Below are 19294 nucleotides of genomic sequence, written 5' to 3'. Positions count from 1 at the left end.
ATTGGAAGCCCCGGCGGTCTGGAAAGCCCGAACGTGGCTTTTTTCTTTTTTCACAGCCATTTTTTTAACCGCATATTCATCTTGTGAGTAATGAATTAGTCATCAGTTCGACTCAGAAAGGTGATCGGATAGCGCTCTTGCAAAACAAGAGACTCCTGGAGTATCACGAAGAAGAGTTAGACAGTAGCTTCACCGTTGGCGATTTATACCTAGGAACAGTTAAGAAATTATCATCGGGCCTCAACGCTGCCTTTGTGGACGTTGGGCACGAGAAAGATGGTTTCTTGCATTATCAGGATTTGGGGCCGAATGTTAATTCGCTCAATAAACTGGTTAAAGATGTAATCGCCAAGCGCGTCACAACCGGGCGACTCAGTAGCATGAAGCTAGAGCCGCCTATCGAAAAAATCGGGAAAATCGATAAGGTACTGACGAAAAACGCTCCCATATTGGTTCAGGTAGTAAAAGAACCTATCTCAACCAAAGGTCCACGCCTTTCCTGCGACATTTCTATTGCCGGCCGTTATTTAGTGCTGGTGCCATTTTCAGATGGCGTAAACCTTTCCAAAAAAATTACGGATCGTGCTGAACGTTCACGGCTGATCCGGCTCATGTCGTCGCTTAAGCCTCAGAATTTTGGGATTATCGTACGTACTGTTGCTCAGGATAAAGATGTTGAAGAGCTTGATCGCGACCTCCAGAATTCATTAGCCAAATGGGATCAGGCGATCAAAAACCTGGCCGACGCCAAACCTCGTGATCGCGTATTAGGCGAAATGAATCGAGCATCCTCTATTCTGCGCGATATGCTCAACGAATCGTTTGAGAGCATCACCGTTGATACGCGTGAATCGTATGATGAACTCAGGGACTATATTCATACCATTGCCCCTGAGAAAGAAAAAATTGTAAAATTATACACAGGTAAAACAAAAGTATTTGAAGCCCTCGGTCTTGAGAAACAGCTTAAATCCCTGTTTGGCCGGTCGGTAAGCTTACCGGGGGGAGGTTATTTGATTATTGAGCACACGGAAGCGCTTCACGTTATTGACGTGAACAGTGGTAATAAATCGAATTCTGAAGAAGATCAGGAAGCCACAGCTATTAGCGTAAACCGGGAAGCCGCTAAAGAAATTGCTCGCCAGCTTCGTTTGCGTGATATGGGCGGCATTATTGTCGTCGATTTTATCGACATGAAGAAAGCAGAGAATAAAAAGCTTCTGCAGGATATCATGCGCGATGAGATGAAACCCGAGCGCTCGAAGTTTACGATTTTACCACTCACAAAATTCGGCCTGATGCAGATAACTCGTCAGCGTGTCCGACCCGAAATGAATGTTGTTACGCGGGAAGTTTGTCCGACTTGTGGCGGCACGGGAACGATTCAGGCAAGCGTGTTGGTGACCGACATTATTGAGAACAATCTTGATTATATCCTAACAAAGCAGAACGAGCGAGGCATTTCTATTTCGCTTAACCCACTTTTATATGCCTATTACACGAAGGGTATTTACTCGAAGCAGATGCAATGGTATTTTAAATATATGACTTGGGTTAAACTTATTAAGGATAGTTCGCTAGGAATAGTTAACTTTAAGTTTTTCAATAAAGCCGGAGAGGAAATCGAGATTAGTAATAATGCTTAGCCGTGTAGTAAAATTTTACTACACTTACTAAACAAAGAGCCGATCAAATGAATTTGATCGGCTCTTTGTTTAGTACAAAAACTATATATGCTTAATGCAATACTTCCATATCGATTAATTCACTATATACCTCGTGACCAACCAGCTCTTCTATCGAGTCAACTTCATTCAAATTCATGAGTAAATCACGTAAATCTTCGGTGATTTCATACGTCTGATAGCTATGCCGATCAAACAGAATAGGAGCTTCTTCCAAGTCGCATAATGTGTAACGATCCTCGTTGAACACTAGCTGTTTATACGGATTCAGCAATGTCTTTTTAGCTTCTTCTGGCTGTAGAAATAGATGGATGTAATTCCATCCTTCCCATTGGCCTGGATATTGCTTCAAAAAAGGCCAGAACGCATCGTAGAGCTGTTGCAAAGCCTCCTGACAATACATTTCCCGATCACTTTGGGGAATTGGACGTATTGACTTCATGCAATAGAGTACGTTAGCCATATCCGACTGGCGATAACTTACCACTGGCACTATCGGTACACCAGATGCATGCGATAGATAGCCAACTCCTTTCCGGGTAAGCAGCCGACGATGGCCAAAACGTACGGATAGGAACTGCGATTCTTCGCCCGGTTTAGGACCCGTTTCAGGGCTGCCGTCTACGTAGACAATCAGCGAACGGCCTGCTTTTAACTCCCGCAACACCGTTAGTCCAGCAGTTGGGCTTCCTGCTTCAACCACTTTAAACACGTTGGTAAGGCCATATTTCTGACGTAAGCCTTCAATATGCTCAGCCATACCATCGCCCTGGTTGCGATTCATATTACTACCTACAAGCAATACACAGTCCACACCTTTGCGGAAAAGTACACTTGTCAGCAATCGATAGGAACCTAGGTGATAGGTGCAATAAATTCGAGGACTATACTCTTTACTAAGGAGATAATCGGCTCCTTTTAATTTCACTAAATCACCAGCCGCCAAACATTTCTGATCGAACGTGGTGAACATTTGCTGCAGCAACAACTCCTTAAAGAGTGTTTGGTGCTCCTGCCGGGGTATTGATGGAAGAATGTTTCCAACGTTTGCCGAAAACGTAGTAAACTTCATCAAATAGCCCCGTTCTTTCAGCAAATCAACTTGATCGAAGTGGTCGCGGCACTGCGCCAACTCCTTTTTATAAAGTTGTCGAGTGGTTAGCATGATATTTGCGGCTTATAAAGAAAGAGCAACTTTTGTGAAATCAACCATTGGACCAGAAGCGCAGCACTCCGCAAGAAATGGGATTCCTAGTATATTGGATATCTCTTTTTTTGCTACTGGAGACTTAACGTTGCTTAATGATTTAGCTGGTTTGATAGAGAATTGACTTTTCATGACGATAGTTTTATTTAGATGATGTTAGCTGTGTTTTATGGCAGTTTTCCTGCCTTTTTTGTTGATACAAAGCTACTTGTCATCCAAAGGGGCATCAATCGTAAAAAAGTCACAATGAGCTTTTGGAATTAGTTAAATATTACTACTATATTTAATCTCCGATTTTATAAGGGGTCCTATGACTGAGATTCGCTTAACTAGAAATTTCCTCCGCAACCCGATGAATAGCATTTTTATATTGCTAGGCACCTATGCGTTGATTGAAGGAGCTAGTTGGGCTGTAGGTAGTGGGACTAAGCTACATAGAGTGGAGGAAGTGGGCGGTCCTATTAAATACATTGGTTCAGTCCTTGGCACCATATTGTTACCAGAACTAGTCACACTTTCTATTGTCATCTTTTTACTTTACAAGACTCACACGTGGTTAAAATTAGAGGCTATAGAAAATAACTGGCGAGCGATTCGCCATTATGAGTTACGGTTCTTACCAATTCTTGCTTTTTCATTTTTTCTTTTTAATCCAATCACACAAACGGTTCGCTTTCTCTTCGAAGGTTATCCTAACTACGTATTAAAGGATTATTGGGAAGGCTACATTCTGAAGACATTCTCTCTGAGAATTTATGCAGTATACCTATTTGCTGTTTTATTGATCGGGTACATAGCGCTTAATATTTCGCTCCTTAAGGATTATCTAAAACAACGTAAGGAAGCTCAGGAGAAAGCTGAAGCCAAAGCAACTGAAGCAGAACAAAAATACCTGGCCTTATCAGAAACGTTCTCACCCAAACCAACTGTCTCTACTTCCACTTACCTTAGCTATCTAAAAGGTAAGAGTGATCTAGGCGAACTGGACTTCCCTGTCAATGAAGCTTACTACTTCACAGTGGAAGACCGATCTTATTTTGCTGAAACGATCAAAGAACGATACATGGTCAACAAGACCATCAATGAACTTGAAGCTGAATTAGATCCTACGCAATTCTTCCGAATCAAGCGTGATTACATAGTCAACCGGCAAGCAGTCTTACATTATTCTTACTGGGAAAACGGTAAATACATCGTCACGCTAAACAATCCGACTCGGTACGAAATAGTGGTTCCTCGCGTTCGGATGCAGGAGTTCCGGGAGTGGTTACAGCGAGATGCTGGTAAACCCGAGCCTGCCGATTTAATGTGAGTCTTCCCTCAGTAACTCTTTACGCTCTTCGCAATTCGCTCTTATTTATTTCTCCCTGTAAAGGTTACATGTATAGTTACCCTTTGCTATGGAAAAGTGTAGCCTATTGCTGAAACGAAGGTCAACTATCCGTTTAATAAACAAAATGCTTCTTGACTGAAATCACACATTTCGCGTGTGAAATCACCTAAAAAGTTCAGTTTTTGTGATTAAAGGCAAACCAAGTTGCTTCTTAAAGTAGGGGCTCCTAGATCTAATTTGTTCAACAAAGACCGATCAGGTTTGATTAGCTTATCTAATAACTTGAGTTTTAGATAGTAGGCCTACACTCAATACTATTCAGGCCTTACTTATGGTAATCTTCCTTATTAATGCCAGAGGTCTGATCTCTCCCAATCTGAGAAAAGGTCTGACCTCTGGCATTAGAAGAATAAGTTACCTATATCATTAATTTATAATAGCTTTCAAAAGTCCTAGTTAAGGATTCTAACCTATCCTTATCTAGAAAGATATTGTATTGAATGTATTAGTAGCCGATGTCGTTGGGGAAGATTTTAATGTTCTACCCAAATTGGAGTAGGTTCCACCTGTGTACAATCCCCATCCAGAAGAGCTACTTACAAAACTGCCACCGGTGTAGCTTCCTCCAAAATAGATTTTATAACCTGTATTCTTAGCTAAATCTGGCGAAGAGAAGTGTAAATAATAAACTGCATTCCTGGGCTTAAATGTTACCATTTCTGTTCCGGAAGCGGTCTCAATATACAGTATTGACGTTGCGGCAAGTTGCGCACTCGATCACTAATCGTAGCCGTACCATCAACTGTAACACCCTTCCCTCCTGCTCCTGTACTCGTAATTGTCAAATCCCCGCCGGAGCTGCAATATCTGCATCAGCAGTCACATAGTACGCAGCACCCGAGGTTGTGATCTTAACCGTTCCTGCAGTTAAGGTGAAATCTCCAGAAGTCAGCACACTGGTCTGGTATAACCAGGTAGTACTGTTTAAAATTTGTTTTGAGTATAGTAGAAAGTTGTTGTACCTAAAATCAAAAAAGCCACTCACAAGGATTGTAAGTGGCTGATTATAAACGTCGGGAAGGCGGGATTCGAACCCACGACCTCTTGCACCCCATGCAAGCACGCTACCGGACTGCGCTACATCCCGAATGGGACTGCAAAAGTAATGGATAATGACTTATGAACAATAACTACTTCTACAAATTATATGTATGCTAGTAGTTATTGTTCATAATCTATCAAGCCTTAGTTTCTACCTGTTCCCTGTCGGGCGGGTGGTGGAGTAGTTCCTCGCTGCTGTTGCATCGGGTTCGACCCCTGTGGTGCAAAAGGATTCTGCCGCTGCTTAAACAACTGAAAACGTGTTGGTTGTGATACGCGTGGGAATGAATTATTCTCAGCATCAATGTCAGCGATTTCCTGGAAAGGGTCGAGTGTCCACTGTGTTACCTTTTTATTGGTCGCTATCACTTTCTTGATCGACACATCGTTGAAACGCCATATTTCAGCCGGGAAACGAGCAACGGAATCAGTTCCGTCTTCAAACTGCATCCGGATAATCACGGGCATCGGCACTCCACCTTTATTCTTTAAGGACAGGGTATAGAAATTATTACCTGCGCTCTTTTCAAGCGTAGCACGCTCCGATTCGCTCAGCGTAGCCAGATAATCCTGGTATTTCTTTTTATCGGTATCTGTAACTGCGTAAGGATCATAACTATTATAGAAATCTTTCATAGTTGAGTCCCTGGCTACAACGGTTTCGGCTTTGGTGGCAGCATCGCGTTGTTTGCTGATCGTTCCAGCACGACGCTCGGCTTCGGTTTTAGCCGCTGCTTTCGTCGAAACAGGATCACCAGAATCAATCTGGAACCAATCTACTTCTACTAAATCCTGATCGACGGGCTCAACACCATAAAACCAACCTTTCCAGAACCAATCCAGATCAACGCCAGAAGCGTCTTCAAGCGTACGGAAGAAATCGGCGGGTTCCGGGCTTTTGAAGGCCCAACGACGGGCATATTCTTTAAACGCATAATCGAATAACTCGCGCCCCATCACTGTTTCGCGAAGAATATTCAGAGCCGTTGCAGGTTTAGCATAAGCATTGGGCCCGAGACTGATTACGTTATCCGACGAAGTCATAATTGGCGAGAGAACCGACTTATCCGACTTCATATAGTCAGTAATATACTGAGGTTCACCCCGACGACTTGGGAAATCATAATCCCATTCTTTTTCAGCCAGATATTGGCAGAAAGTATTCAAACCTTCATCCATCCAGGTCCATTGGCGTTCGTCTGAATTGACAATCATTGGGAAGAAGTTATGGCCCACTTCGTGGATAATGACCCCAATCATACCAGCCTTGGTCTGTGCCGAATACGTACCATCTGGTTCAGGACGACCACCATTGAAGGAAATCATCGGATACTCCATCCCACCACCTGCTGTAGCATGACAGGAAATAGCCACCGGATACGGATATTTAATAGTTCGGTTACCGTAAGATTTCAGCGTATGCTCTACTACGCGGGTAGAATACTGTCCCCAAAGCGGATTGCCCTCTTTTGAATAAAATGACATGCTCCAGATTTTACGTCCATCGCCATACACATCCGTTTGCATGGCATCCCAGATGAATTTGCGGCTGCTGGTAAAGGCAAAGTCACGAACGTTTTGAGCAGCAAACACCCAGGTCTTTTTACCGCTGGCAGCACCAGGTTTCGCTTTCTCGGCAGCTTCAGCTTCAGCCTGCGTAACAATCACAACTGGTGTTTTTGAGGTAGCTGCCTGCGCCAGTCGCTTTTGCTGCGTAGCGCTTAAGACCTGCTTATAGTTTTGACATTCGCCCGTAGCGCCAACAACGTGGTCATTCGGAGCCGTGATAGCTACTTTATAGTTACCGAAGATCAGGGTAAACTCACCTTGCCCCAGGAATTGCTTGTTCTGCCAACCCGTTACGTCGTTATAGGCGCAAAGACGAGGGAACCAGTGGGCAATAAAATAGTTGTAGTTACCATCTTTCGGGAAAAACTCCATACCGCTTCGACCGTAATACTCGGTGATGAAGTAATTCCAGTCGACGTTGAACGAGTAGGTACCACCGGGCTTAATGGCCGTTGGCAGATCAATCCGCATCATTGTCTGATTAATCGTGTATTTCAGAGTGGTACCTGTTTTAGCGTCTTTTACTGCTGTGATTTTATAGCCGAATTTATCGGTAGCCTGTTGCTGACTACGCTCCCGCACAGAAGTCAGGTTTTGCAATTGAGCGAAGCTCATTCCGCTTTCGTTGACGCCACCTGTCCGGGTTACGCTACCAATCGATCCTTTTGCAAATAGGTTCTGATCGAGCTGGAGCCAGATAAATGGTAATTCATCGGTCGAATTGTTATGATACGTAACCGTTTCGGTACCAATGATTTTCTGATTCGCATCATCGAGTTCGACTTTGATATCGTAGTCGGCTCGATTCTGGAAATAATCTTTTCCAGGAGCGCCAGAAGCCGTCCGAAACGTGTTCGGTGATGGTAGCATAGGCCCAAGTTGCTCAAAACGTGTATTTGCGTTTTGCGTCGATGGCCCTGGGGCTTGGGCAAATAGCGATGCTGACCAAACGGTGAGCCCGACCATTACCAATACTTTTTTCATAGTCTGTTGTAGGTTAATAGAGATGGTTAATTTCGACCACTCCCTTGCCGAGCAGGGGATGACTGGCGTTGTTGCTGCATTGGGTTTGGTCCAGCCGTTGCTCCTGGTCCTTGTCGTTGTTTAAATAGTTGGAATCGAGTTGGTTTCGCTACAGGAGGAAACGCGTTATCTTCTGTATTGATATCGGCAATTTCATAGAATGGATCGAGCGTCCATTGTTTTACCTTCTTCTTCGTTGCAATTACTTTGTTAATCGAGACATCGTTGAAACGCCAGATTTCGGCAGGGAAACGAGCTATCGAATCGGTGCCGTCTTCAAACTCCATCCGGATAATTACCGGCATTGGCAAACCGCCTTTATTTTTCAGGGAAAGCGTATAAAAGTTCGTTCCTGCTTCGGCCAGCAAGCGTTCTTCAGCCGTTAATGAGGCCAGATAATCCTGATATTTCTTCTTATCAGCTTCCGTAACCGCATAAGGATCATATTGATTATAGAAATCGCGCATCGTACTATCCTGCGCAACAACCGTTTGGTCTTTACTGAGCGCGTCGCGTTGTTTGCTGATGGTGTTCAGTTTCTGTTGAGCTTCTTTACGCGCTTCAGCTTTGCTGATATCGGGATTTTGAGAATTGACCTGAAACCAATCTACTTTCACTAATGCCTGATCTACAGGCTGTACACTATAGAACCAGCCTTTCCAGAACCAGTCCAGATCAACACCCGAGGCATCTTCCATAGTGCGGAAGAAGTCAGCGGGTTCCGGGCTTTTAAATGCCCAACGCCGAGCGTATTCTTTAAATGCATAATCGAATAACTCGCGACCCATCACCGTTTCGCGAAGAATATTGAGTCCGGTTCCAGGCTTCGTATAGGCATTCGGTCCAAATGTGTTGCCCGGAATATTATCCGAACTACTCATAATCGACACCTGCTGGGTCGAATCGAGTTGCATGTACGGAACAATGTATTGCGGATCAATTCCGTGAGCAGGGAAATTCGCATCCCATTCCAGACAGGCTAATCCTTCCAGGAATGTGTTCAAGCCTTCATCCATCCACGACCACTGGCGCTCATCGGAGTTGACGATCATCGGGAAGAAATTGTGGCCTACTTCGTGAATAACGACAGAAATCAAAAAGTTTTTTGTGCCTTCAGAATACGTACCGTCTTCTAACGGACGAGCACCGTTAAAACTAATCATTGGATACTCCATCCCACCTACAGGGCCATGAACGGAATAGGCAACGGGGTAGGGATAGGCAATTGTTCGGCGTGAGTATGAACGCAGTGTGTGAGCGACAAGCCGAGTAGAATATTGCCCCCAGAGCGGATTAGCCTCTTTCGGATAGAGCGACATGGCCCAAACGCGTTTTCCTTCTACATTCGGCTGGAGCGCATCCCAAATAAACTTACGACTGCTGGCAAACGAAAAATCCCGAACGTTATCGGCCTTAAAAATCCAGGTTTTTGTGCCGGTAGGTTTACCTTTTTCGGCGGCTTCAGCTTCGGCTTGCGTTACAATTACGGTTGGATTCTCTCCGGCCTTATCGCCCCGACCTTTCGCTTCGGCCCAGCGTTTTTGCTGTGTAGCGGTTAAAACCTGCGTTGGGTTTTGCAGCTCTCCGGTGGCGCCAACGATATGATCGTTCGGTACAGTTAAGGCGACTTTGTAATTGCCAAAAATCAGTGTGAATTCACCCCGGCCCAAAAACTGTTTGTTCTGCCAGCCGGTAACATCATTGTAAGCACAAAGCCTTGGAAACCACTGCGCAATCTCATAAATGTAATTTCCATCTTTCGGAAAAAATTCATAACCGCCCCGTGCACCCACACTTTTCACGTCGACAACTTTAAAATTCCAGTCAATCGAAAAACTTACCGACTTTCCTGGTCCTACAGGTTGTGGTAAATCGATTCGCATCATGGTCTGATTGATGGTATACTTCAGTGGCTTTCCGGCGGCATCGCGAACGGCGGTAATTTTGTGGCCGTAATCTTTAGCAGCTAAATCAGCACCAGGGTTAAGCTGCTGAAACGACATTCCCCGCTCGGCATTAATACTGCTCGTTTGGGTCGTTCTTCCGGTGGCTTCGGGACGAAACAGGTTCTGGTCTAATTGCAGCCACAAATAAGGAAGTACATCGGTCGAATTATTGTGATAAGTAATGATTTCGGAAGCCGTTATTTTCTGAATAGCATCGTCGAGCGTTGCTTTAATATCGTAATCGGCACGGTTTTGGAAATAATCTTTTCCAGGAGCGCCAGAAGCTGTCCGAAATGTATTGGGGGTGGGTAGCATCGGACCCAATTGCTCAAAACGCGTATTCGCGCGTTGCGTAGACGTAGCAGGTGCCTGCGACCAAGCCAGCTTTGTTGAAAAGGCTAAACCTACTGCAAGCAAAATTATCTTTCGCATTCTTTTGGTTTCAGTTGTTGATAAGGAGGGTAAAATTAAGAAAAAAGTAACAATTGGTTCAGGAGTTACCCAATTGTAGGTGTTTGCTATGAAAATATAATTCGCGCTGTACAGCATTAAGCATCATCTATGTTTAATACAAAAAAAAATTTAATTTATACCAAATATTAATATAAGGTATTTGTTTCAAATGTTAATTGTGTGTTAAATTGCAGGTAACCAAATAATCCATAACCGTTATAAGATGTTATTTACCAGCTTTACATTCTTTATTCTGGTAATTATCACGTTCAGCCTCTATTATTTACCGCTGCTAAGGCGTTGGCAGGTACCGATATTAATAGTTGCCAGTCTACTATTTTATGCCGTTAATCAGGCTAATCTGTTATGGCTACTCATCCTCTCGGTAGGAATTAATATTATAGCTAGTTACTGCGTCATTTATGGGCCTCACAACCGACGTAAGCTGTACGCAATCTCAGGCGTTTTGGCGAATATCAGTATTCTTTGCTTTTTCAAATATGGCTCACTGATCGGTCGAACATTTTTGCCGTCTGATAGCTCACTAGCCGAGCTGCTCGTTAGCCTGCCATTGCCCGTGGGCATTTCATTTTTCACGTTCCAGGGCACAAGCTTAGTTGTTGATACATACCGTTATCGGGACGTGCCCGAATTTCGATCACTGATCGTGCGCAACCTGGCTCAACACGCGCAGACTGTATTCTTTTTCAAAGCTTTTTTCCCGCAGCTCGTTTCCGGGCCAATTGTTAAAGCGCATTTTTTCCTACCGCAGATTAGACCTAAATCGCTGTCGGATATTCAGTGGGAAAATTGTTTTCGAATGATGGTAGTTGGCTATTTTCTGAAAATGGTCATTGCCGATAATCTGAAAGATTATACATTGTCGATCACTTATCCCTATTTCGAGGGTCTGTCATCGCTAACTCTGCTTGGTTTATTATTTGGGTATTCGATGCAGATTTTCGCTGATTTTGCGGGTTATTCACTTATTGCCATTGGATTAGCCCAGCTATTTGGCTACGAATTCCCGATAAATTTCAATTTCCCATACATAGCCACATCATTCTCCGATTTCTGGCGACGTTGGCACATTTCACTGTCGAGTTTCCTGCGCGAATACCTTTATATTCCACTCGGTGGCAACCGCAAAGGTCCTTTTCGTACCTACCTGAATTTGATGGTGACGATGGTACTGGGCGGTTTGTGGCATGGGGCTGCCTGGAGCTATGCCATCTGGGGATTTGCCCACGGATTAGCCTTAGCCCTTGAACGTTTCATTGATAACCATTTTCCATTCCAAGAAACTCGAATTAGTCAGCTTATTCGTGGAGTGTTTGTTTTTAGCTACGTGACGTTTTTATGGCTTCTGTTCAAATTGCCCGATTTTAGCCAGGTAGTGGCCTATTGTCAGGCATTGATCAATAACCTGCATAAACCCCATGATAGCCGCATATTAAGTTTAATTATACTTTATTCATTACCAGTGATTTTATACCATTATCATTATGTACTGCGCTCTCGTGCCGCCTACTACAAGCCATCCTCCTGGGAGTTTGTAGGCTGCGGAATCATGCTGTTTCTCCTGATTACAAATAGCGGATCCAACGGTGTATTTATTTATTTTCAATTCTAATGATTCGGAAGGCGTTATTAACTACGACCATACTGTTGCTCGTCTATAGCGTTTTTATTTATGTATTTCGACAACAGATTCAACGAACCGGCCTTACGGTTGAGCAAAACAACCTCGTTAAAGCCGAAGAATTTCTTTACGAGAACGGTCAGCTGGCCGATACGATCATTGTGGGGTCGTCCATGAGTAATCGACTGCTGGTGGATAGTTTGCCGGGACACTACTACAACCTGTCGATGGAAGGTTTGGCTTCGGTCGACGGTATTGCCTTAATTGCACAGACATCACGTCGTCCTCACTTACTACTAGTCGAAACGAATAGCCTTGATCGGCTGCCTGATACAGCCTTTTTCGCCAGTTTACGACAGCCTGTCTGGGCAAAAATTCGCGAGTACATTCCCTTAACGCGACTAAAATATCAGCCTATGGGTGTAGTAAAAGCGTTGTTACGAGATTTAAAACAATCGCAGATCGGTAGCTTACCAGAACTTATTGATACCTCGTTTGCGTCGAAGCTCATTCAGGAGCGCCTTATCGATATGAATCGAATTCCAACAAATAACGAATTACGAAGAAAAATAGCCATAACGGCTAATTATATCAGGAGTCTTCAGGAAACTGGAACCCAGGTTGTCTTCTTTGAAATGCCAACCGATCCACGTATTCAGAATGCAAAATTATCATCGATCATTCGCCAATTAACCCGTTCAACTTTTCCAGAAACGGCTTATCAATACATTCAAGTCCCATCAGAATTTTATCAGACAACAGACGGTGTACATTTACCCCGATTCGAGTGCATCCGATACTCACATTATTTATACAGTCAACTTCTGCACACCCGATTGCCCATCTCGCAGAGGTAGCGTTCAGAACCGAACCGACTTGCCTCCATGAGCTCGTGTAGATATTCGTTGTTGATAATAAGAGAAAGCGCCATACCCGCTACAATTCCAGATATAATTAAAACCCAGCGAGACTGACGATTTTTGGCAATATCGAGTAGAAAAAAGGTGAACCCCAAAATGACCCCAACAATCACTAATTGACCGATTTCCAAACCGATATTAAATGCCAGCAGCGGTTGAATAATGCTGGTTTCCCGGCCTAATAGACTTCGCAGGTAGTTCGAAAAACCCATTCCATGTATTAATCCGAACGATAAAGCGAGCGCATATCGCCAGGCCTGAGTGGATAGCTGTTTGTCTGACTTATATTTTGGTTCGTGAAAAAAGAAGTTGGAAACCGCCGTAATCAGAATCGTCACAGGAATCAGCAATTCAATCAAATCTGTCTGATAATGAATCAATTGCAATGTAGCCAGTGCGAGCGTAATAGAATGTCCAATCGTAAAAGCTGTAACCAGAATCAACACCTGTCGCCACTGTTGAATCGTATAAACAGCGCAAAGGGCAATTACGAAAAGAATGTGGTCATATCCACCAGGGTCAGTAATATGATCGAAACCCAGACGGAGGTAAATTAGAAAGTCGTTCATGGTTGAAGGGAAGGATGATTGACTGTTTTCGGATCACAACAGACTATAGTGAACGACTTTATTTGAACCACTCAGCATACATTACATAATTATTAGCCGTTCGCTTAAAAATCTCGGCTTGTTCGGGCGAAACGGCTTTCAGGAATCGGGCAGGATTGCCTGCGTAGATAGAACCTGGTGGAATGATCGTATTTTGGGTAACAATAGCGCCAGCCGCAACGATACTTCCTGCACCAACAACGGCTCCATCCATTACAATAGCGCCCATCCCGATCAACACGTTGTCTTCGAGCGTACACCCGTGAACGATGGCGTTGTGAGCGATCGAAACATAGTTGCCAATAGTCGTTTTAAAACGCTGGTACGTACAGTGAATAACGGCGCCATCCTGAATATTGGTGCGATCACCAATCGTAATCGAATTGACATCGCCCCGAACCACGGCGTTGAACCAGACCGTACAATCGCGGCCCATTGTTACCTCGCCAACGATAGTCGCATTATCCGCAAACCAGCAGTTTTCGCCGAATGTCGGGTGATTACCCCGAACCGCTTTAATTAGTGCCATGCCACAAAGATACATGGCAAGCTTTTCGATTTACGAGCGAATTTGTCGATTAACACTATTCATTCACAGACAATCCAATGACGTAGGCTCCGTAATGGCCATGGTGGCTAATACTAATCGGAATTTGCAAGGGGTCTTTACCAGTATTGCTGATGTGCAAAGTTGGAATCCCATTGAGATTCTTTTGAATACTAAATAGGTGTTCTGGAACAGATAATAACTCTGCACAATGCTGTACAATTCTTGTTCTAACCATCGACGATTGCGTCGTATAGGCAGTATCGGTAAGCGAAAAAACAGCTGATTCGACAGTGGAAGAGCCATCTGTTAGCAAAGCAATGCTGGCAATATAATCCTGAGTAACGCTTGTTTTTACTCGATACGTTTTTTCGTGAAAGACAATACTTTCGGCTGATTTTTCAATCCATGAAGTAAGCTGACAAGGTATTTTTTTTGGTGCAAACACACGTTCTCCAGTTTCGCGAAGAATTGCTTTATAGACACTTTCTTTCATACTCCAAAGTGTCCAGACCATACGTTCTGGATTGGGCGATGTATGAATATACTGTTGCTCTTCGTCAGTAAACAGTTTAGCCAGAAATCCCTTTCGCTGCCAGTTACTCTCCTGTTTTGCCTGAGCCAGATCAACAATGTCATTGCCGATCATTTTTCTGCCAGTTTTTGCTGAATAATGGTGATGGCAGCCTCTACCGTCAGCATCTTTTCCATCGACTCATTATCAATCTCAATGTTGTACGCTTCTTCGACATCCAAAGCGATATCAACCAGATTAGCCGAATTGATTTTCAGATCTTTGATAAAGTCTGTTCCTTCGGTTAGGTGCTCGAATGCCGTTTCATCCTGTACGTAGGGCTTTACAATTTTTTTTAGCGTCGCAATTAATTCTTCGTTCGTTTGCATAGAGTCGTTAGGGTTGAAATTTCCTTAAAATGACACAGGCATTCACATCACCAAAACCAAAATTAGCCTTAGCAATCGCCCGAATGTTTTTCTGAATCAGTTGCTGCGGAATTTTAGCCGAATCGATCAGAGACAGAATATCAGGATGCGGATCTTCGGAATTAATGGAGGGGTAAATAAATCCATTGTATAGTTCCAATACAGCAGCCACACTCTCCACACTTCCAGCCGCGCTCAAACAATGCCCTACCATCGATTTCAACGAATTAATGTAGGGAAAATCCTCCCCTTTCCGACCTAAAGCTTCGCACCAGGCAGCTACTTCAGCAGGATCTTTGATGGTAGCGGTTAAATGTCCATCAATCACGTCGACATCAGTTGCATCAATACCAGCTTGTTCGATAGCTCTTTGAATACATCGGGCTACAGCAGTCGGGTTCGGCGCCGTCATCGTACCCCCTCCCCGCTGCCCTCCTGAATTTACGTGGCCTCCTAACACTTCGGCATAAATAGTCGCCTTTCGTTCCAGCGCACTTTCCAACGATTCAAGTACCAAAGCACCGGCCCCACTGGCTGGAACAAAACCGCTGGCACTGACGCTCATTGGTCTGGATGCTCGTTCGGGAGATTGATTGTATTGATATGGAAGTACCCGCATGGCATCGAAGCCCCCCCATACGTAAGGGCCGTGATCGTTACAACCACCGGCCAGCATTATACGAGCATTTCCGGCAGCGATCCGTTCATACGCTATCAGAAGCGCTTCGGTACCTGTAGCGCAAGCCGATGAATTCGCTGTAATCTGATTACCACATCCTAGCATACCTGCTAAATAAGCGCTAACTCCGCTCGTCATGGTTTGAACAACGGCCGTACTGCCCAATCGACGAACCTGCCCCTGATCAACTTTATAGATCGCTTCCCGAATCTTATCAATGCCTAAAATTCCCGTTCCAAATACAATTCCACTATCCCAGTCAGGTTCATCAGTGGCAATAGGAAGACCAGCGTGTTGCCAGGCCTCCATCCCGGCAATTACGCCGTAAATGATACCACTGCTGTTTAACTGATGCAATTGTAATTCACTGAAATATTGAGTTTTATGCGCTTCGGTGACGGGAGGAATACCGCCAACCTGACAGGAAAATTTCAGATCGGCTAATTCCTGATGAAACGCAATACCGCTCTGCCCAGCTTTGATGGCTTCTAAAAATAAAGGCACACCCACCGCATTCGGTGCTACAACACCCAGGCCCGTAATAATTACTCGATTACGCATGATTTTTGGGTTTCATCATTCCCGAAATAGTGCCTCGGCAAACCAGTTCGCCCGAACTGTTCAGCATTTCAACCTTACACTTCAACTTATAAAATCGAAAATAGTCTCTTGTGGATCGAACCGTGACGGTTTCGGTAGGGAAAACGGGACGAAAAAAATCAACTTGCGTAGACGTTAATGCAATATCAAACTCATTGACGGACGCATCGGCCATCAGAAAAATGCCTAAGCAAACAACGCCAATCTGAGCCATTACTTCGGTCAGAATAACGCCGGGCGTTACGGGTTTGTCAGCAAAATGACCGTTATAAAAAGCCGAATCTTCTGGAAATGTGTAGCTACCTTCCACACCATTTTCATCAATCGAATGCAATTGATCGACAAACAGAAACGGTTTGCTATAAGGAAGTCGAGCGAGGATATAGTTGAAGTCTTGCAATCGATTTCGTTATTGAAGGTGTTCACCACCCGTTACTGGAATAACCGTACCATTAATCCAGGCGGCTTCATCTTTGCACAATAAATACGCAACATTCGCTACATCGGTTGCCTGTGTTAGGCGGGAAAAGGGGTTCCGTTGTTGACTATGGTTCAGCAAGGCATTATAATCTGGAATCATACGCAGCGACTCCGTGTCCGTAACGCCCGCCATGATGCAATTGGCCCGAATTCCCGAAGGAGCCATTTCCAAGGCAATACTTCTTGAAATCGCTTCCAACGCAGCTTTGGCCGCAGAAACAGCGGCATAATTTTTCCAGGCTCGGGTGCTTCCTTCGCTCGTAAAGCTGATGATACGCGCATCGGCAGCAAACAGAGAGGACATCAACAAGGCCTTCGCCCAATCGTATAAACTGATTGCCATTGCGTCAATAGTTAATTGAAAATCGTCATGCTGAAGATCAGGCTGGTTGTCTGCAAGCATAGGTTTCAAATTCCCTTTGGCTATACTGTGAATCAAAGCACGAATTTTCCCCTTCTCCCCTACCTGCTCGGCTAAATCGGCAATGACCAAATTTCGTTTTTCAGAATTGGTCGCATCCATGTTGTACGATTTAACCAAAACGCCTTCTGCTTCCATTCGATCGCATTCATTGGCGAACTCGACCAGATCAGCTTTTCTGGTGCGGTGTACAATACACAGATTCATACCATGCTGTGCCAGTTTATGGGCCGTTGCTAACCCTAGTCCTTTGCTGCCGCCCAGAATAATTGCCCAATACTGTTGCGAGCCAAATTCAGTTACCATTGTAGTAAAACCCGCTGAGCTGAAAATCCTGGCCCAAAACTGAGCATAAGTCCATACGAATCTTTGTCGGGTTGTTTTTCCATAAATCGCTCGAGTACATAAAGAACCGTAGCACTCGACATATTCCCGTACAGCCGTAAAACCTCTTTCGTATCATCAATTGTTTTGCCCAGTTGCCCGAAAAGCTCCTGAATAACTTCGACAATTTTGCGGCCGCCAGGGTGAAAAATAAGGTGCGAAATCTGTTCGATCGTCAGCTGATTCTTCTCTAAAAACGGATAAATAATAGCAGGAAAATGGGCGGCAATGGTGTCCGTAACCGATTTATCCAGCACCATTTGTAAGCCTGTATTAGTAAGATCAAAGCCCATCAGGTGCGTAGCGTCATAAAAATGATACATTTCTTCGGCTAAAATTTCGGGGCCAGCATCGTCTTCGTGAGAAGATAATAGTACACAGGCAGCCCCATCGCCAAAAATAGCGGCACTGACAATATTCGCCATCGAAAAATCATCTAGCTGAAAGGTAGCTGTTGGCGATTCAACAGCCAACAGAGCCGCCCGTTTTCCCGGATTCGCTTTTAGAAAATTCTTCGCGTAAATAATACCCGATATACCAGCGACACATCCCATTTCAGTAACCGGAAGCCGAACCACATTCTGCTTCATTTGCAGACTATTAATTAAATAAGCGTCTAGCGAAGGAATCATAATGCCGGTACAGCTAACTGTAATCAGGAAATCAATATCCGTAACATTCCAGTTTGTTTTCGCTAACGCATTCGACAAAGCCGTTTCTGCCAGTTTGATGGATTCGCGCATGTACAGCGCATTTTTTTCTTCAAATGAGGTTTTCGAAAACACTTCCGTCGGCCCCATAATGGAATATCGCCTGTCGACAGCCGCATTTTCAAAGATCTTCTTCACTTTTCGCTGGAATCGCGTATCCTGACCAGCCAGCCAGGTATCCAGAAACGGTAAAATATCCGCTGTATCTCGCCAATTCGATGGTAATGCTTTTGCTACTGATGTAATTCTTACAGACATAAAGAGGAAGTACAAAGGGCGATTTACGAATTGTTTTTCAGGCGGTTATATAATCAATCGTAATTCGTTTTTATTATCCATTGATAGCGAAAGGCCCATTTCCATCGAATACGATAGTTTTTTACCTGTAAGAGTTCTGAAAAACCTACCAGATCATCTTTTTTAAAACCGCGTAAAATAGAAATCAATCCATCTTCTCTGGAAAGATCGCTTAGACGGAAAACAAAGCAAATGAGCTGGAACAATCGATAAGCCAACGCGCTGCGATGCAAATCATTAATAACGATGCCCCGTTTGGCTTTGTTTACCAGTAAACTCATTAAGGAGCGTATTTCCTGATCGGGAAAATGATGCAGAGTCAGTGTGCACACGGCAATATCGTATTCCACCCCGGCAAACTCCTTATCGAATACATTCATAACGGCGTAAGAAACAGTCGGATACGCTTTTGAGCAAGCCTTTGCATGATCAATGGTATCTCTGTTGGCATCAATTCCTAAAACGGTGATCGAACGGCCTTTTTGTTTAGCAAAATCGGCAATGGCCCGGCACATGTCGCCATTACCACAACCAATATCAATAACGGAGATCGTTTTTTCTTTTGGGTAATTTCGGATCAGGCTATCGATGCCATTCAAGGTAATCCGATTGCCGCCTAACCATTGGTTGATTGTGGCAATTTTATCAAGCGCATCGCGTAAATCCGATCCAGCCAGATCGAAATCGTCAAGTGCTTCTTCTTGTGTAGTACGTTGAGTCGTATCTAATGGCATTGATTCAGGAAAT

The 19294-nt window shown here is 44.2% G+C and carries 16 protein-coding genes and 1 tRNA gene; 4 read left to right on the top strand and 13 right to left on the bottom strand.

Going from position 1 to position 19294, the window contains the following annotated elements:
* The first annotated feature begins 83 nt into the window (after window positions 1–83).
* Window positions 84–1646 carry an Rne/Rng family ribonuclease gene (locus tag ACYVE4_RS33065; protein WP_461044696.1) on the top strand — a complete coding sequence of 521 codons (1563 nt, stop codon included), beginning with the start codon at window positions 84–86 and terminating at the stop codon, window positions 1644–1646.
* 91 nt (window positions 1647–1737) lie between these two features.
* Here the strand turns inward: ACYVE4_RS33065 and ACYVE4_RS33060 are convergent, their stop codons facing one another.
* The gene (locus ACYVE4_RS33060; RefSeq protein WP_461044695.1) at window positions 1738–2850 is read right to left on the bottom strand and encodes a lysophospholipid acyltransferase family protein; all 1113 of its coding nucleotides are present in this window, start codon (window positions 2848–2850) and stop codon (window positions 1738–1740) included.
* 394 nt (window positions 2851–3244) lie between these two features.
* Between ACYVE4_RS33060 and ACYVE4_RS33055 the strand changes: the two genes are divergently transcribed.
* The gene (locus ACYVE4_RS33055; protein WP_461044694.1) at window positions 3245–4204 is read left to right on the top strand and encodes a LytTR family DNA-binding domain-containing protein; all 960 of its coding nucleotides are present in this window, start codon (window positions 3245–3247) and stop codon (window positions 4202–4204) included.
* Window positions 4205–5298: 1094 nt separating this feature from the next.
* On the opposite strand, the gene ACYVE4_RS33050 is transcribed toward ACYVE4_RS33055, so the two are convergent.
* The 3 genes from ACYVE4_RS33050 to ACYVE4_RS33040 form a co-directional block, all read right to left on the bottom strand.
* Window positions 5299–5372 (bottom strand) — tRNA-Pro (locus tag ACYVE4_RS33050).
* A gap of 98 nt (window positions 5373–5470) precedes the next feature.
* The gene (locus ACYVE4_RS33045) at window positions 5471–7879 is read right to left on the bottom strand and encodes a M1 family metallopeptidase (protein ID WP_461044693.1); all 2409 of its coding nucleotides are present in this window, start codon (window positions 7877–7879) and stop codon (window positions 5471–5473) included.
* A gap of 26 nt (window positions 7880–7905) precedes the next feature.
* A complete protein-coding gene (locus tag ACYVE4_RS33040; RefSeq protein ID WP_461044692.1) occupies window positions 7906–10296 on the bottom strand; it encodes a M1 family metallopeptidase in 2391 nt (796 codons plus the stop codon).
* 244 nt (window positions 10297–10540) lie between these two features.
* Between ACYVE4_RS33040 and ACYVE4_RS33035 the strand changes: the two genes are divergently transcribed.
* Window positions 10541–11950: an MBOAT family O-acyltransferase gene (locus ACYVE4_RS33035; RefSeq protein WP_461044691.1), complete on the top strand. Its 1410-nt coding sequence runs from the start codon at window positions 10541–10543 to the stop codon at window positions 11948–11950.
* Window positions 11950–12816, top strand: coding sequence for a hypothetical protein (locus tag ACYVE4_RS33030; protein ID WP_461044690.1), 867 nt, complete (start codon window positions 11950–11952; stop codon window positions 12814–12816). The genes ACYVE4_RS33035 and ACYVE4_RS33030 overlap by 1 nt, the downstream gene beginning before the upstream one ends.
* Here ACYVE4_RS33030 and ACYVE4_RS33025 read toward each other — a convergent pair.
* From ACYVE4_RS33025 to ACYVE4_RS32985, 9 genes are read right to left on the bottom strand one after another with little or no spacing between them, the layout of a single operon-like run.
* Window positions 12777–13448, bottom strand: a complete 672-nt coding sequence (locus ACYVE4_RS33025; RefSeq protein WP_461044689.1) for a HupE/UreJ family protein — start codon at window positions 13446–13448, stop codon at window positions 12777–12779. The genes ACYVE4_RS33030 and ACYVE4_RS33025 overlap by 40 nt on opposite strands.
* A 58-nt stretch (window positions 13449–13506) precedes the next feature.
* Entirely contained in the window at window positions 13507–14016 is a 510-nt protein-coding gene (locus ACYVE4_RS33020) for a gamma carbonic anhydrase family protein (RefSeq protein ID WP_461044688.1), read from the bottom strand.
* 55 nt (window positions 14017–14071) lie between these two features.
* Complete coding sequence (locus ACYVE4_RS33015) at window positions 14072–14683, bottom strand: 4'-phosphopantetheinyl transferase family protein (RefSeq protein ID WP_461044687.1); 612 nt, start codon at window positions 14681–14683, stop codon at window positions 14072–14074.
* On the bottom strand, window positions 14680–14937 hold the full coding sequence (locus ACYVE4_RS33010) for an acyl carrier protein (protein WP_461044686.1): 258 nt from the start codon (window positions 14935–14937) through the stop codon (window positions 14680–14682). The genes ACYVE4_RS33015 and ACYVE4_RS33010 overlap by 4 nt, the downstream gene beginning before the upstream one ends.
* Window positions 14938–14944: 7 nt before the next feature.
* Window positions 14945–16216: a beta-ketoacyl-[acyl-carrier-protein] synthase family protein gene (locus ACYVE4_RS33005; protein ID WP_461044685.1), complete on the bottom strand. Its 1272-nt coding sequence runs from the start codon at window positions 16214–16216 to the stop codon at window positions 14945–14947.
* Window positions 16209–16655 carry a 3-hydroxyacyl-ACP dehydratase FabZ family protein gene (locus ACYVE4_RS33000; protein WP_461044684.1) on the bottom strand — a complete coding sequence of 149 codons (447 nt, stop codon included), beginning with the start codon at window positions 16653–16655 and terminating at the stop codon, window positions 16209–16211. The genes ACYVE4_RS33005 and ACYVE4_RS33000 overlap by 8 nt, the downstream gene beginning before the upstream one ends.
* A 9-nt stretch (window positions 16656–16664) precedes the next feature.
* The gene (locus tag ACYVE4_RS32995; RefSeq protein ID WP_461044683.1) at window positions 16665–17462 is read right to left on the bottom strand and encodes an SDR family oxidoreductase; all 798 of its coding nucleotides are present in this window, start codon (window positions 17460–17462) and stop codon (window positions 16665–16667) included.
* Window positions 17456–18508, bottom strand: coding sequence for a type III polyketide synthase (locus ACYVE4_RS32990; protein ID WP_461044682.1), 1053 nt, complete (start codon window positions 18506–18508; stop codon window positions 17456–17458). Before ACYVE4_RS32990 ends, ACYVE4_RS32995 begins: the two co-directional genes overlap by 7 nt.
* Window positions 18509–18561: 53 nt before the next feature.
* Window positions 18562–19281, bottom strand: coding sequence for a methyltransferase domain-containing protein (locus tag ACYVE4_RS32985; RefSeq protein WP_461044681.1), 720 nt, complete (start codon window positions 19279–19281; stop codon window positions 18562–18564).
* Window positions 19282–19294 lie beyond the last annotated feature (13 nt).

It is taken from the genome of Spirosoma harenae, from assembly GCF_054776975.1.
This window is presented reverse-complemented; position numbering and strand designations above follow the sequence as displayed.